The sequence below is a fragment of the Rhizobium sp. CC1099 genome, assembly GCF_029714385.1.
Taxonomy (GTDB): Bacteria; Pseudomonadota; Alphaproteobacteria; order Rhizobiales; family Rhizobiaceae; genus Rhizobium.
Genome location: NZ_CP121641.1, coordinates 1,781,205 through 1,793,761 on the forward strand (window position 1 = coordinate 1,781,205; position 12,557 = coordinate 1,793,761).

A 12,557-nucleotide genomic window follows, 5' to 3' on the forward strand; every position below is an offset into this window, starting at 1 on the left:
GTGAAGGTCAAAACCAATGGCCGGCGGTCCACCGTCTCGACGCCGGCCCCCTCTACCGTCGGCGCTCGAAAAAAGGGCCAGGCGGGCGGATGCAATCACGGCGGCGCCGGACAAGGCGGCGCTTCAAGGACATCGCCGCCGTGATCGGCCGCCAATCTTCGCTCCCTCGCATCTGCTCGAGGGTTTGGAACGAGCGCCATTTCAACGCTTGACGATTGGCTCCGCCACGGCCGGCCAATCGGATGCCCAGGCATGACAATGTGCCATTTCCGGACGCTATGCCGACGGTCCAAGCTCGGCATTAACGAACTGCGTTCAGCTTTCCCTAAAACCTCTGCTGTACAGCGGCTCCTATAGAGACATGAGGGAAGGGCTGATGAATGTGTCGAGCGTCATGAACACCGCTCTTTCCGGCATGCGCACGCAGACCAACAAGGTCAGCGCGATCGCCAGCAACGTGGCGAGTATCAGCACGCCGGGCTATGGCCGCATCGATCTCGATAGGCTGCCTGCCGATGAAGGCCAAAGTGTCGATCCCGCCACGGACCTGACAGGCCTGATCCAGGCCGAGCAAAGCTTCAAGGCAAATGCTGTCGTCTTCGAGACGGGCGCTGACATCTGGGAACTACTGATGAGCATCAAGCGCGACTGACCGGCGCCTGTAACTCTCTACGCAAGCAGCAGCCGCGCGGCAAAGCCGAGAACGACGGTGCCGAAGGCAATGATCAGGCCCCCGGAAATGTGGCGGATCAGCAGCGTGAGATCGCTTGAAATCCTGTCGCGGGCGAGATTCACCGCCGCGCTCAGCGCCGTCCACCACACCATGGCCCCGAAGAACACGCCGATGACGATCGATGCCACCTCGGTGACGGTTTTGCCATCGACCAAACCAAGGCCAGCAAAGAGGCCCCCGAAGGACAGAAGCGCGCCGGGGTTGGAAATCGCCAGCAGAAAGGTCGAGGCGATCGTGCGCAAGAGATCGCGCGCACCGACCTGCAAGGCACCGGCGGGCGGCGTCATCAGGTCTCGGATGCCGAGAAAGATCAGAAGTGCACCGCCGGCCGCCGCAATCGGCAGCGAATAGTCATCGACGATATCCGAAACCATCGCGAGACCGGCGGCCGCGACCAGCGCGTAACACGCATCGCCAAGCGCTGCCCCAATGCCGATGGCTGCACCCGATCCGAAACCACGATGAAGGCTGCGGTTGATGCAGAGCGTCGCGATCGGCCCCGGCGGCGCTGTGACGATGAGGCCGAGGAGCGCGCCTTTGGCAAAGAGCAGTAGCAGCGTTTCGATGATCATAAGGTAGAAACTGTTTCGCTGCTGAAAGGGACAAATCAAAATAACAAAGCCGCCATCGCTGGCGGCTTTCGGTTGCGGTCTCGAAGAATTCAGTGCGCGGCAGGCACCACCGCGTCGCCGCGCGCGGCAAGCGCCGCGAGATCGGCAGGCTTGAGCTCGACGGATTCGCCGCAGCCGCAGGCCGATGTCTGGTTCGGGTTCGTGAAGGTGAAGCCCGAGCGCAGCGTCGTGGTCTCGAAGTCCATTTCCGTGCCGAGCAGATAGAGGACCGCAGAGGGCTCCACCCAGACCTTGGCGCCGTCGCGCTCGATCAGGTCGTCCTTGGCATTGGGTTCGCTCACCAGCTCGATGGTATATTCCATCCCGGCGCAACCGCCTTTCTTGATGCCGACGCGGATGCCCTTGGCGTCCGGCCCGGAATTTTCAACGATTGCCTTCACGCGCGCCGCGGCGGTGCCGGTCATGCTCATCACTGCAAAGCCCATCGGCTCATTCTCCTTCCACACCGGGGTCAAGATCCGGCGCTTCATCTTTTCAATTTAGGCAGTTATGCCTAATGCTTCAATCCCTTAATCAAACGCGAAATTCGTCTTACGCCTTTTCATTGATGTATGTCCTCTCATCGCCAGGCGTTTGGGCGTTCTGGCAAGTGCCAAAAACATGAGCCAGCCGGCGCGCGCGAGGTTGGAATGAGCCGCTCCGCGCTTTACAAGGCGCTGAGCGGCCATCATCAAAGAAATGAAAGCTCTCGGGATCGGCCTTGCTCCCATCACGCCCAATGAAACGTCGGCCGCCTGACCCTCAATACCAGCCGACGGCCACCTGCGCCTCTTCCGACATGCGGTCCGGCGTCCACGGCGGATCGAAGGTCATTGCGACCTCGACGCCGGATACGCCTTCGACGGCGCCGACGGCATTCTCGACCCAACCCGGCATTTCGCCGGCAACCGGGCAGCCTGGCGCCGTCAGCGTCATGACGATCTTCACCATGCGGTCGTCTTCGATGTCGATCTTGTAGATCAGACCGAGTTCAAAGATGTCGGCGGGAATTTCCGGATCGTAGACGGTTTTCAGCGCCCCGATGACGTCGTCGCTGAGGCGCGCCAGTTCATCGGCAGGAATGCTCGAATGCACGATGCCCTCGCGCACGTCGGTCTTCTGTTCGCTCTCGTCCAGGCTCATACGGACACTCCTCAAGCAAAGAACTTGCGCGCATATTCCAGCGCGTCGGCCAAGGCATCGACCTCGGCACGTGTATTGTACATGCCGAAGGATGCACGGCATGTGGCGGTGACGCCGAAGCGTTTCAAGAGCGGCATGGCGCAATGCGTGCCGGCACGCACCGCAACGCCCTGCCGGTCGATGACCATCGAAACGTCGTGAGCGTGAAGACCGGCGAGTTCGAACGCAAAAATGCTACCTTTACCGGGTGCCGTTCCGAAGACGCGCAGCGAATTGATCGACCGCAGCCGCTCGCCAGCATAGGCCGTCAGTTCGGCTTCATGACGCGAAATCGCCTCGCGCCCGACCTTCTCCATATAGTCCAGCGCATGACCGAGGCCGATCGCCTGAACGATCGGCGGCGTCCCGGCTTCGAAGCGATGCGGCGGGTCGTTGTAGGTGACCGCATCCTCGGTCACCTCAAAGATCATCTCGCCGCCACCCTGGAATGGACGCATCTCGCGAAGCCGGTCCTTCTTGCCGTAGAGCACGCCGATTCCCGAGGGACCGTAGAGCTTGTGGCCGGTCATGACGTACCAGTCGCAGTCGATATCCTGGACATCGACAGGCAGGTGCACGGCACCCTGCGAACCGTCGATCAAGACCGGAATGCCGCGCTCATGAGCAATACGGCAGACTTCCTTGACCGGAACGATCGTGCCGAGCGCATTCGACATATGCGTGATCGCGACAAGCTTGGTGCGCTCCGTCAGGCTCTTCTCGAAGTGCTCGATATGAAAGGCACCTTCGTCGTCCACCGGCACCCAGACCAGCTTGGCGCCCTGCCGTTCGCGGATGAAATGCCAAGGGACGATGTTGGAGTGGTGCTCCATGATCGAGACGACGATCTCGTCGCCCTCGCCGATCTTCGGCATGCCCCAGCCATGCGCGACCGTATTGATCGCCTCCGTCGAGGATTTCGTGAAGACAATGTCGTCGACCGACGGCGCATTCAGGAAACGGCGCACTTTTTCGCGCGCGCCTTCGTAGGCTTCGGTTGCGGCATTGGAGAGGAAATGCAGGCCACGGTGCACATTCGCATATTCGGTCGAATAGGTCCGCGAGATGGCGTCGATGACGGCCTGCGGCTTCTGTGCGGACGCGCCGTTGTCGAGATAGACCAGTGGCTTACCATAGACCTCCCGCGCAAGGATCGGAAAATCCTTGCGGATGGCTTCGACGTCGTAGGTGGCTGCCGGTACTATCTTGTCCATGGCGCTTATCCGATCAGGCGTGCTTTTCGAGCCAGGCCGAGATGACGCCTTCCAGCGCCTCGACCAGGGCTTCGTCTTCAAGTTCTTCGACGGTCTCCGCAACGAAGGCATTGACGAGCATCGCGCGGGCCTTGTTCTCCGGAACGCCGCGCGCCATCATATAGAAGAGATGATTGTCATCGATGTCGGTAACGGTCGCACCGTGGCCGCACTGGACGTCGTCGGCGAAGATCTCAAGCTCCGGCTTTGTCGAAAAGTCGGCATCGTCCGACATCAGCAGCGTGTTGCAGGACATCTTCGCATCGGTCTTCTGCGCGTCAGGCGCAACCCGGATCATGCCCTGGAAGACCCCCTTGGCGCGGTCGAAGACGACGTTGCGGATGATCTCCGTAGAACCGGTGTGCGGAACGTTGTGGCCAAGCACCATCGTCACGTCGGTATGCGTATCGCCGCCGAGCAGGTTGATGCCCCGGAGCGTCAGGTCCGCACCCTCGCCCGTCACCTTGATATGCATTTCCTGGCGCACCAGCTTGCCGCCAGCGTTGATGAAAAAGAGCTTCAGCTTGGCATTGGCGCCGAGATCGATACGGATCTGGCCGAGATGCGTATCCTCGCGGCCCTGCTGCTGCAGGATGATCCAGATAAGTTCCGTGCCCTCGCCGATCGTGACGTCACTGACATGGGACACGAATGCCGCATCCCCGGTCACCGACAGGTGACGCTCGATCACGGTTGCCTTGACGTTTTCGCCGAAGGACACCGGCAGGCGAGTATGGATCTGGCCGCCGGCGTGAACGACGTCGATCTCCAGCGGCTTATCGAACTCAGTCTTTGCAGGGATATCGACGACATAGCCGTCGCGCACGAAGCTGCCATTGATGCGGCCGACGGCGTCATCGGCGCCGAGCGCACCGAGCGCGGCGGCGGCCGAGCCGTCGATCAGGCGCTGCGCGTAGCTGGAAATTTCGAGGTCGCCCGCCCTTACGCTAGGGTCCGCATGGCCCTGCACGATCGAAAGAACCGAAGAACCTTCGATCAACGGCTCGATCTCTTTCGACGCGGCGTCCCCGGCAGTGGCCGGCACCTCACGCAGCAGGTTCTTGAGGTCGGTATAGTGCCAGGCCTCGATCCTCCGTGTCGGCAGGCCGCCCTTCTTCAGGTCGTCGAGCAGCCGGTCGCGGGTCGCCGTCACGGCGCCGTCGCCCGGCAGATCGCCGAATTGATTGTTGAAAGCCTCAACGAGCGCCGCTTCCGCGGCAGTCAGGCGGCTCGTCGTCTGCATGTTCATGAGACCCGTCCTTTCCGCCTGAATCAGGCTGCCGCTCCGATGATGTCGGCGTATCCGTTGGCTTCGAGCTCATAGGCCAGCGTCTTGTCGCCGGACTTGATCACCTGGCCCTTGTAGAGGACGTGAACGGTATCTGGAACGATGTAATCGAGCAGGCGCTGGTAATGGGTGATGACGACCACGGCGCGGTCCGGCGAGCGCAGTGCGTTGACGCCATCGGCAACGATCTTCAGCGCGTCGATGTCGAGGCCGGAATCGGTCTCGTCGAGCACGCAAAGCTGCGGCTGAAGCAGCGCCATCTGCAGGATCTCGGCGCGCTTCTTCTCGCCGCCGGAGAAGCCGACGTTCAGCGGACGCTTCAGCATCTCGGTATTGATCTGCAGCTTGCCGGCCGCGTCCTTGACGAGGCGCATGAAATCTGGCGTCTTCAGCTCTTCTTCGCCGCGCGCCTTGCGCTGCTCGTTCATCGCGACCTTCAAGAACTGCATGGTGGCGACACCCGGGATCTCAACCGGATACTGGAAGGCGAGGAAAATGCCCTTGGCGGCGCGCTCGGCAGCGTCGAGCTCGAGGATGCTCTCGCCGTTGTAAAGAATGTCGCCTTCGGTCACTTCATAATCTTCGCGACCCGCGAGAATATAGGAGAGCGTCGACTTGCCAGAGCCGTTCGGCCCCATGATGGCAGCGACTTCGCCGGCCTTCACCGTAAGGTCCAAGCCGCGGATGATTTCGGTGCCGTCTTCGGCGATGCGGGCGTGCAGGTTTCTGATTTCAAGCATGGTTATGTCCCATAAAAAGCAATCGTAGAAAGGCGCGCCGCGCGCGCCATCGCGTAGTCGTTTCGGTTGGCGTTAGCCCACGCTGCCTTCGAGCGAGATGCTGATCAGCTTCTGCGCCTCGACGGCGAACTCCATCGGCAGTTCCTGCAGGACTTCCTTGACGAAGCCGTTGACGATCAGCGCGATCGCCGCTTCTTCCGGGATGCCGCGCTGCAGGCAATAGAAGAGCTGATCTTCAGAGATCTTCGAGGTCGTCGCCTCGTGCTCGAAATGTGCCGTCGAATTCTTTGCCTCGATGTAGGGCACCGTATGCGCGCCGCACTTGCCGCCGATCAGCAACGAGTCGCACTGCGTGAAGTTGCGCGCGTTAGAGGCCTTGCGGTGGGCCGAAACCTGACCGCGATAGGTGTTCTGCGACACGCCGGCGGCAATACCCTTGGAAATGATGCGGCTCGAGGTGTTTTTGCCGAGATGGATCATCTTGGTACCGCTGTCGACCTGCTGATGGCCGTTGGACACGGCGATCGAATAGAACTCGCCGCGGCTATCGTCGCCGCGCAGGATGCAGGACGGGTACTTCCAGGTGATGGCGGAGCCGGTCTCGACCTGCGTCCACGAGATCTTCGATCGGTCGCCGCGGCAATCGCCGCGCTTGGTGACGAAGTTGTAGATGCCGCCCTTGCCCTGGGCATCGCCCGGATACCAATTCTGGACGGTGGAATACTTGATTTCGGCATCGTCCAGTGCGATCAGTTCGACGACGGCGGCGTGCAACTGGTTTTCGTCACGCTGTGGCGCCGTGCAGCCTTCGAGGTAGGACACATAGGCGCCTTCCTCGGCGATGATCAGCGTGCGCTCGAACTGGCCGGTATCCTTCTCGTTGATGCGGAAATAGGTCGAGAGCTCCATCGGGCAGCGGACGCCCTTCGGCACGAAGACGAAGGAGCCATCCGTGAAGACGGCGGAGTTCAGCGTCGCGTAGTAATTGTCGGTCTGGGGAACGACGGAGCCGAGATACTTCTGCACGAGTTCGGGATGTTCTCGGATCGCTTCGGAGATCGACATGAAGATCACGCCGGCCTTCTTCAGCTCTTCCTTGAAGGTCGTCACGACCGAAACGGAATCGAAAACCGCATCGACGGCGATCTTCGGCTTCTCAACGCCGGCAAGGATTTCCTGCTCGCGCAGCGGGATGCCCAGCTTCTCATAGACCTTCAGAAGCTCCGGATCGACTTCAGCCAGCGACGACGGGCCTGATGTGCTCTTCGGCGCAGCGTAATAGTGGATTTCATTGAAGTCGATCTTCGGATAGTCGACGCGCGCCCATGTGGGCTCGTCCATCGTCAGCCAGCGCTTGTAGGCTTCAAGGCGCCATTCGAGCATCCATTCAGGCTCACGCTTCTTGGCGGAGATGAAGCGAATGATCTCTTCGGACAGGCCCTTGGGTGCCTTGTCCATCTCGATGATGGTTTCGAAACCGTATTTGTACTGGTCCACATCGATCTGGCGGACGCGTTCAACCGTTTCTTGGACGGCGGGCATGTCGTTCTCCAATCTCGCCGGGGAAAGGTCCGGCAGCTTGTCTTGGGGAAATTTTCCTTACCCCGTATGTAGGTGGCCAAAAGGCGCTTTTCAGCCCGATTGGCAAGCGGAAATTTGTGTTTCCGCAATTTAGTGAGGCCGTCAGGCCGCCTCTCCGGCCGGCCTGCACCGCCCGGCTATCTTCGCAAAGGCGGCGACCGCCCTGTCGATTTCCTCTTCCGTCGTCGCAAAACCGAGCGAGATGCGCAGCGCGCCCATTTTCGGGTCGCCGCCCATGGCCACAAGAACATGGCTTTCGCCGACCTTGCCGGACGAGCAGGCGGAGCCCGCCGAAAGCGCAACGCCTTCGAGATCGAAGGCGATCTGGCCGGTCTCGGCCTTGAGGCCCGGAAGCGTGAAGAAGCTCGTATTCGATACCCGCGGCCCGTCCGCGCCATAAATCAGTAAACCGGGCGCTGCGCGCCGCATTCCGGCCTCAAGACGGTCGCGAAGCCTTTCAAATCTGCTATTGCGCTCGTCGAATTCGGCAAGTGCCGCGGCTGCGGAGGCACCGAAGCCAATGATGGCGGCGGAATTTTCAGTCCCCGAACGGTGACCTTTTTCCTGGCCACCACCGCGGATCAGCGGCCTCGGCATCAGAGCTTCACCGCGCGAAACAAGCGCGCCGGCGCCTTTCGGCCCGCCGAGCTTGTGTGAGGACACGATCAAAAAATCGGCACCGAGCTCGTTGATGTCGAGCTTCAGGCGTCCTGCTGCCTGCACCGCATCCACTACGAGAAGTCCGCCATACGTCTGTACGATCTTTGCGGCTTCGCGGACCGGCTGGACGATACCCGTCTCGTTGTTGACGAGCATGATCGCCACCATCGGCAAGCCCGGGGCCTTGTCGTGGCCCGCAAGCAATCTCTCCAGTGCTGCCAGATCCACGACACCTGCGGACGTAACTGGAATCTCGGTCGTCTTCTCAGCAGGAAAGCGCCCGCCTTCTCGCACGGCCGGATGCTCGACCGCCGAATAGTAGAGATGGTCGATCGCAAGCGGCGTGCGCCCCATGCGGAAATCCGGCGTCAGCACCATATTGGCCGCTTCCGTCGCGCCGCTGGTAAAAATCACATTTGCGGGTTCAGCCGCGGTCAGCGCCGCAATCTGGCGGCGCGCACCCTCGATCGCAGCGCGTACGGCGCGGCCTTCGCCGTGAACAGAGTTCGGATTTCCAAACAGAGCAAGCGCGCTTAGAACTGCCTCGCGCGCTGCGGGATGCAGCGGCGATGTCGCGTTCCAATCAAGATAAAGGCGGGGCGGCGCCATGCTCTTTTGTCCTGCGCTTGATCCTGCTAGGCTGCCACGGTTCATTTTCCTTGAAATTTCCGCCGGGCTTGCCTTATGACACGTCCACGATGCGTGGATCGCATGCAAGTTTCGAATTGTTCTAAACTGCGTTTTAGAAAAGCTGACAACGTTCGTCAAGTCTAAGCAGCAGGAACGCGAAAATAAAAACCCGGAGTACCGATGCCCGAAGTCATTTTCAACGGCCCAGCCGGCCGTCTTGAAGGCCGCTACCAGCCCTCCAAGGAAAAAAGCGCGCCGATCGCCCTTATCCTGCACCCGCACCCGCAGTTCGGCGGCACGATGAACAACCAGATCGTCTACCAGCTCTTCTACATGTTCCAGAAGCGCGGGTTCACAACATTGCGCTTCAACTTCCGCGGAATCGGCCGCAGCCAGGGCGAATTCGACCACGGCGCCGGCGAGCTTTCGGATGCCGCTTCCGCGCTCGATTGGGTGCAGAGCCTGCATCCCGATTCGAAGACCTGTTGGGTCGCTGGCTATTCCTTCGGCGCCTGGATCGGCATGCAGCTGCTGATGCGCCGCCCGGAAATCGAAGGCTTCATGTCGATTGCGCCGCAACCGAACACCTACGACTTCTCGTTCCTGGCGCCCTGCCCGTCTTCCGGCCTGATCATCAACGGCGAAGCCGACAAGGTCGCGCCGGAAAAGGATGTCAACGGTCTGGTCGAAAAGCTGAAGACGCAGAAGGGCATCCTCATCACTCACCGTACGGTGCCGAATGCCAATCACTTCTTCAACGGCCAGGTCGAAACACTGATGGCGGAATGCGAGGACTATCTCGACCGCCGCCTGAACGGCGAACTGGTGCCGGAACCGGCAGCGAAGCGTATTCGCTGACAATCAAATGTCGGTGGCGCCGAGCTCGAATGTCGGCGCCACAAAGCCGTCGATCAGCCGCGGCGCGACTGGCCGCATTCCGATCTTCTTCAGGACATGCTGCGAGGCGACGTTTTCCGGATGCGTGAAAGCGATGAAACGCGTAGCGAAGCCCTTGTCGAAGAACCACATCGCAAGCGCACTGGCCACTTCCGTCGCATAGCCCTTTCCCCATTCTTCCTCGCAAAGCGCATAACCGAGTTCGAATTCGTTCTCGTCGCGGTCATGCATCGAAATGCCAGCGCGGCCGATGAAGCGGCCGTCATCTCTGCTCAGGAGCTTGTACTTTGTCGTACCGTCCTGCGCATTCTCTTTGAACCAGCTGGCAAGCCGCTCCTCGCACTTCTCGATGCTCCAAGGCGCGCCGCCGGACATATAACGCGTTGTGCCGATCGTCGAATGCAGCGTGCGGACGAGTCCCGCATCGCTTGCGTCCCACATCACCAGCCGCAGCCGCGACGTTTCGAGAATAAGCGTTCCCACCATCATGGCCTCGCAAGAATGCCGCCGCTGACTGGTTCCTTGACGCCGGTCGTGCCCGGAAAAGTCAGCGGCAGTCCCTCCAGCGACCGGACTGCTAGATAGGCCCAGGCTTCAGCTTCCATGGCATCGCCGTTGAAGCCCGCAACCTCGGCGGAGATCACGTCGGCATTCTGGCGGGCAGCGAGATCAGCAAGATCGCGCATGATCGTGCGGTTCAGCCGTCCGCCGCCGCAGACGATGTAGAGTGTCGGCATCACCGGAAGGTGACCGGCCGATTTGATGATCGAGGCGGCAGCCACATAGGCGAGCGTCCTCGCACCGTCCGCGAGCTCGGCGTCCGCTCCGCTGGGCGGTAGAAAGTCATTGCGATCGAGCGAACGGCGTTTCCCCGCAGTAAAGAACGGGCTTTCCAGATACAGCTCGGCCAGTTCGGCGACGATCTTGCCTTCCGAAGCAATCATACCGCCCTGGTCGAACGGAACTCCGGCATTTGTCTCGACCCATTGGTCGATCAAGGTATTTCCCGGCCCGCTGTCATAGGCGACGATCGAGCCGTCGGCGCCGATATAGGTGAGGTTCGAGATGCCGCCGATATTGACGAAGCAGACCGGCAGCTTTGCGTCTCGAAGAGTCCCAGAAAGCGCCGCATGATAGGCCGGCACGAGCGGCGCACCCTGCCCGCCATGCACCATGTCGTTCGCCCGCATGTCGTAGACGATCGGGATGCCGGTCTCGCTCGCAAGCAGCGGCCCGTCGCCAAGCTGGACGGTCAGCGCCTCGTCCGGCCGGTGCAGCACGGTCTGGCCGTGGAATCCGACGACATCGATCGAGCTTCGATCCAGACCGCAACGGTCGAGAAACTCCGTAACGGCAGATGCATGACGCAGCGTGAGCTCTCGCTCGATTGTTGCAAGTTCGCCGGGGCGTTCCTTGCGCCTGAGTATGGATTTTGCGCCTTCAAGCGAAAGCTTCAGCCTGTTGCGAAAGGCCGGATCGTAAGGCACACCCAGAAACGGCCCGCGTTCCACGCTGGCTTCACCGTCCGTACGAACCAGGGCGACATCGATCCCGTCCATCGACGTTCCGCTCATCAGGCCGATTGCGGTTCTTATTTTACCCATCCATCCTCCAAAACATTCCGAACGGAATAGTGCACTTTCGGCAAAACAGTGCTAAACGCGCCGCGGCAGTTCAACAAGTATCAATCCGACACCTCCGAAGAGACGAAGTCATGTACGAGTTCAAATCCGATTTCCTGCGCATCCTGAAAGAGCGCGGCTTCATTCATCAGATCTCCGATGAAGCAGGCCTCGACGATCTGTTCGCCAAGGAAACCGTGACGGCCTATATCGGCTTCGATCCCACGGCGCCGAGCCTGCATGCAGGCTCGCTGATCCAGATCATGATGCTGCACTGGCTGCAGAAAACCGGCCACCGCGCGATTTCACTGATGGGCGGCGGCACCGGCATGGTAGGCGATCCGTCCTTCAAGGAGGAAGCACGCCAGTTGATGACCGTCGAAACGATCGAAAGCAACATCGCCTCGATCAAGCGTGTCTTCTCGAATTACCTGACCTACGGTGAGGGTCCGAAGGACGCCTTGATGATCAACAACGCCGAATGGCTGCGTTCGATCAACTACCTCGATTTCCTGCGCGATGTCGGTCGCCACTTCTCGGTCAATCGCATGCTGGCCTTCGACAGCGTGAAGACGCGTCTCGATCGCGAACAGTCGCTCTCGTTCCTCGAATTCAACTACATGATCCTGCAGGCCTACGACTTCGTCGAACTGGCAAAGCGCTACGGCTGCCAGCTGCAGATGGGCGGTTCCGACCAGTGGGGCAACATCATCAACGGCATCGACCTCGGTCACCGCATGGGGACTACACAGCTCTATGCCCTGACCTCACCGCTTCTGACGACATCTTCCGGCGCCAAGATGGGCAAGTCGGCGACCGGTGCCGTCTGGCTGAACGCCGATATGTTCTCGGCCTATGACTTCTGGCAATACTGGCGCAATACCGAAGATGCGGACATCCCGCGCTTCCTCAAGCTTTACACCACCTTGCCCATGGACGAGATCGCACGCTTGTCTGCGCTCGGTGGCTCGGAAATCAACGAGGTAAAGAAGATAGTCGCAACCGAAGTAACGGCGATCCTGCATGGCCGCACCATTGCTGAAGAGGCCGCGGAAACGGCTCGCAAAACCTTCGAAGAAGGCGGGATCGCCGAGAACCTCCCCTCCGTCGATGTTCCCGCATCCGAACTCGACGCCGGTATCGGCCTGCTTTCGCTGATGGTCCGCGCCGGCCTTGCTCACTCCAACGGCGAAGCCCGCCGTCACGTTCAGGGCGGAGCCGTGCGCATCAACGACCAAGCGGTCAGCGACGAGCGTCGGCTGATCGGCAGCGGTGAAATCACCGCCGATGGCGTCATCAAGCTGTCGCTCGGCAAGAAGAAGCACATCCTGATCCGCCGCGCAGCCTGAGCCACACGGTA

The 12,557-nt window shown here is 60.7% G+C and carries 13 protein-coding genes; 3 read left to right on the forward strand and 10 right to left on the reverse strand.

Going from position 1 to position 12,557, the window contains the following annotated elements; genetic code table 11:
• Positions 1-376: 376 nt before the first annotated feature.
• Positions 377-652 (forward strand): flagellar basal body protein, encoded by a 276-nt coding sequence (locus tag QA644_RS09165; protein ID WP_283072099.1) that lies wholly within the window; start codon positions 377-379, stop codon positions 650-652.
• 17 nt (positions 653-669) lie between these two features.
• Here QA644_RS09165 and QA644_RS09170 read toward each other — a convergent pair whose 3' ends face one another.
• From QA644_RS09170 to QA644_RS09205, 8 genes are all read right to left on the reverse strand, one after another.
• Complete coding sequence (locus tag QA644_RS09170; RefSeq protein ID WP_237361670.1) at positions 670-1,305, reverse strand: LysE family transporter; 636 nt, start codon at positions 1,303-1,305, stop codon at positions 670-672.
• Between the two features lie 89 nt (positions 1,306-1,394).
• Entirely contained in the window at positions 1,395-1,790 is a 396-nt protein-coding gene (gene sufA, locus QA644_RS09175; RefSeq protein ID WP_039846772.1) for a Fe-S cluster assembly scaffold SufA, read from the reverse strand.
• Between the two features lie 316 nt (positions 1,791-2,106).
• On the reverse strand, positions 2,107-2,487 hold the full coding sequence (locus QA644_RS09180; protein WP_027512444.1) for an SUF system Fe-S cluster assembly protein: 381 nt from the start codon (positions 2,485-2,487) through the stop codon (positions 2,107-2,109).
• Positions 2,488-2,498: 11 nt separating this feature from the next.
• The gene (locus QA644_RS09185; RefSeq protein ID WP_283072104.1) at positions 2,499-3,740 is read right to left on the reverse strand and encodes a cysteine desulfurase; all 1,242 of its coding nucleotides are present in this window, start codon (positions 3,738-3,740) and stop codon (positions 2,499-2,501) included.
• Positions 3,741-3,753: 13 nt separating this feature from the next.
• Positions 3,754-5,028, reverse strand: coding sequence for a Fe-S cluster assembly protein SufD (sufD, locus tag QA644_RS09190; RefSeq protein ID WP_283072106.1), 1,275 nt, complete (start codon positions 5,026-5,028; stop codon positions 3,754-3,756).
• A gap of 23 nt (positions 5,029-5,051) precedes the next feature.
• A complete protein-coding gene (sufC, locus tag QA644_RS09195; protein ID WP_022715290.1) occupies positions 5,052-5,807 on the reverse strand; it encodes a Fe-S cluster assembly ATPase SufC in 756 nt (251 codons plus the stop codon).
• Positions 5,808-5,879: 72 nt separating this feature from the next.
• A complete protein-coding gene (sufB, locus tag QA644_RS09200) occupies positions 5,880-7,349 on the reverse strand; it encodes a Fe-S cluster assembly protein SufB (protein WP_074068280.1) in 1,470 nt (489 codons plus the stop codon).
• Between the two features lie 141 nt (positions 7,350-7,490).
• Positions 7,491-8,657 (reverse strand): cysteine desulfurase family protein, encoded by a 1,167-nt coding sequence (locus QA644_RS09205; protein ID WP_283072107.1) that lies wholly within the window; start codon positions 8,655-8,657, stop codon positions 7,491-7,493.
• A 201-nt stretch (positions 8,658-8,858) separates the two neighbouring features.
• On the opposite strand from QA644_RS09205, the gene QA644_RS09210 reads away from it, so the two are divergent.
• Positions 8,859-9,536, forward strand: a complete 678-nt coding sequence (locus QA644_RS09210) for an alpha/beta hydrolase (protein ID WP_022715287.1) — start codon at positions 8,859-8,861, stop codon at positions 9,534-9,536.
• 3 nt (positions 9,537-9,539) lie between these two features.
• Here the strand turns inward: QA644_RS09210 and QA644_RS09215 are convergent, their stop codons facing one another.
• A complete protein-coding gene (locus QA644_RS09215; protein ID WP_283072108.1) occupies positions 9,540-10,061 on the reverse strand; it encodes a GNAT family N-acetyltransferase in 522 nt (173 codons plus the stop codon).
• A complete protein-coding gene (locus QA644_RS09220) occupies positions 10,061-11,179 on the reverse strand; it encodes an anhydro-N-acetylmuramic acid kinase (protein ID WP_283072109.1) in 1,119 nt (372 codons plus the stop codon). The genes QA644_RS09215 and QA644_RS09220 overlap by 1 nt, the downstream gene beginning before the upstream one ends.
• Positions 11,180-11,289: 110 nt before the next feature.
• Between QA644_RS09220 and tyrS the strand changes: the two genes are divergently transcribed.
• Positions 11,290-12,546 carry a tyrosine--tRNA ligase gene (tyrS, locus tag QA644_RS09225; RefSeq protein WP_283072111.1) on the forward strand — a complete coding sequence of 419 codons (1,257 nt, stop codon included), beginning with the start codon at positions 11,290-11,292 and terminating at the stop codon, positions 12,544-12,546.
• The last annotated feature ends 11 nt before the right edge of the window (positions 12,547-12,557 follow it).

Coding starts and splice junctions, on each gene's coding strand:
- QA644_RS09165 (WP_283072099.1), top strand. CDS start 377: ATGAATGTGTCGAGCGTCATGAACACCGCTCTTTCCGGCATGCGCACG.
- QA644_RS09170 (WP_237361670.1), bottom strand. CDS start 1,305: ATGATCATCGAAACGCTGCTACTGCTCTTTGCCAAAGGCGCGCTCCTC.
- sufA (WP_039846772.1), bottom strand. CDS start 1,790: ATGGGCTTTGCAGTGATGAGCATGACCGGCACCGCCGCGGCGCGCGTG.
- QA644_RS09180 (WP_027512444.1), bottom strand. CDS start 2,487: ATGAGCCTGGACGAGAGCGAACAGAAGACCGACGTGCGCGAGGGCATC.
- QA644_RS09185 (WP_283072104.1), bottom strand. CDS start 3,740: ATGGACAAGATAGTACCGGCAGCCACCTACGACGTCGAAGCCATCCGC.
- sufD (WP_283072106.1), bottom strand. CDS start 5,028: ATGAACATGCAGACGACGAGCCGCCTGACTGCCGCGGAAGCGGCGCTC.
- sufC (WP_022715290.1), bottom strand. CDS start 5,807: ATGCTTGAAATCAGAAACCTGCACGCCCGCATCGCCGAAGACGGCACC.
- sufB (WP_074068280.1), bottom strand. CDS start 7,349: ATGCCCGCCGTCCAAGAAACGGTTGAACGCGTCCGCCAGATCGATGTG.
- QA644_RS09205 (WP_283072107.1), bottom strand. CDS start 8,657: ATGGCGCCGCCCCGCCTTTATCTTGATTGGAACGCGACATCGCCGCTG.
- QA644_RS09210 (WP_022715287.1), top strand. CDS start 8,859: ATGCCCGAAGTCATTTTCAACGGCCCAGCCGGCCGTCTTGAAGGCCGC.
- QA644_RS09215 (WP_283072108.1), bottom strand. CDS start 10,061: ATGGTGGGAACGCTTATTCTCGAAACGTCGCGGCTGCGGCTGGTGATG.
- QA644_RS09220 (WP_283072109.1), bottom strand. CDS start 11,179: ATGGGTAAAATAAGAACCGCAATCGGCCTGATGAGCGGAACGTCGATG.
- tyrS (WP_283072111.1), top strand. CDS start 11,290: ATGTACGAGTTCAAATCCGATTTCCTGCGCATCCTGAAAGAGCGCGGC.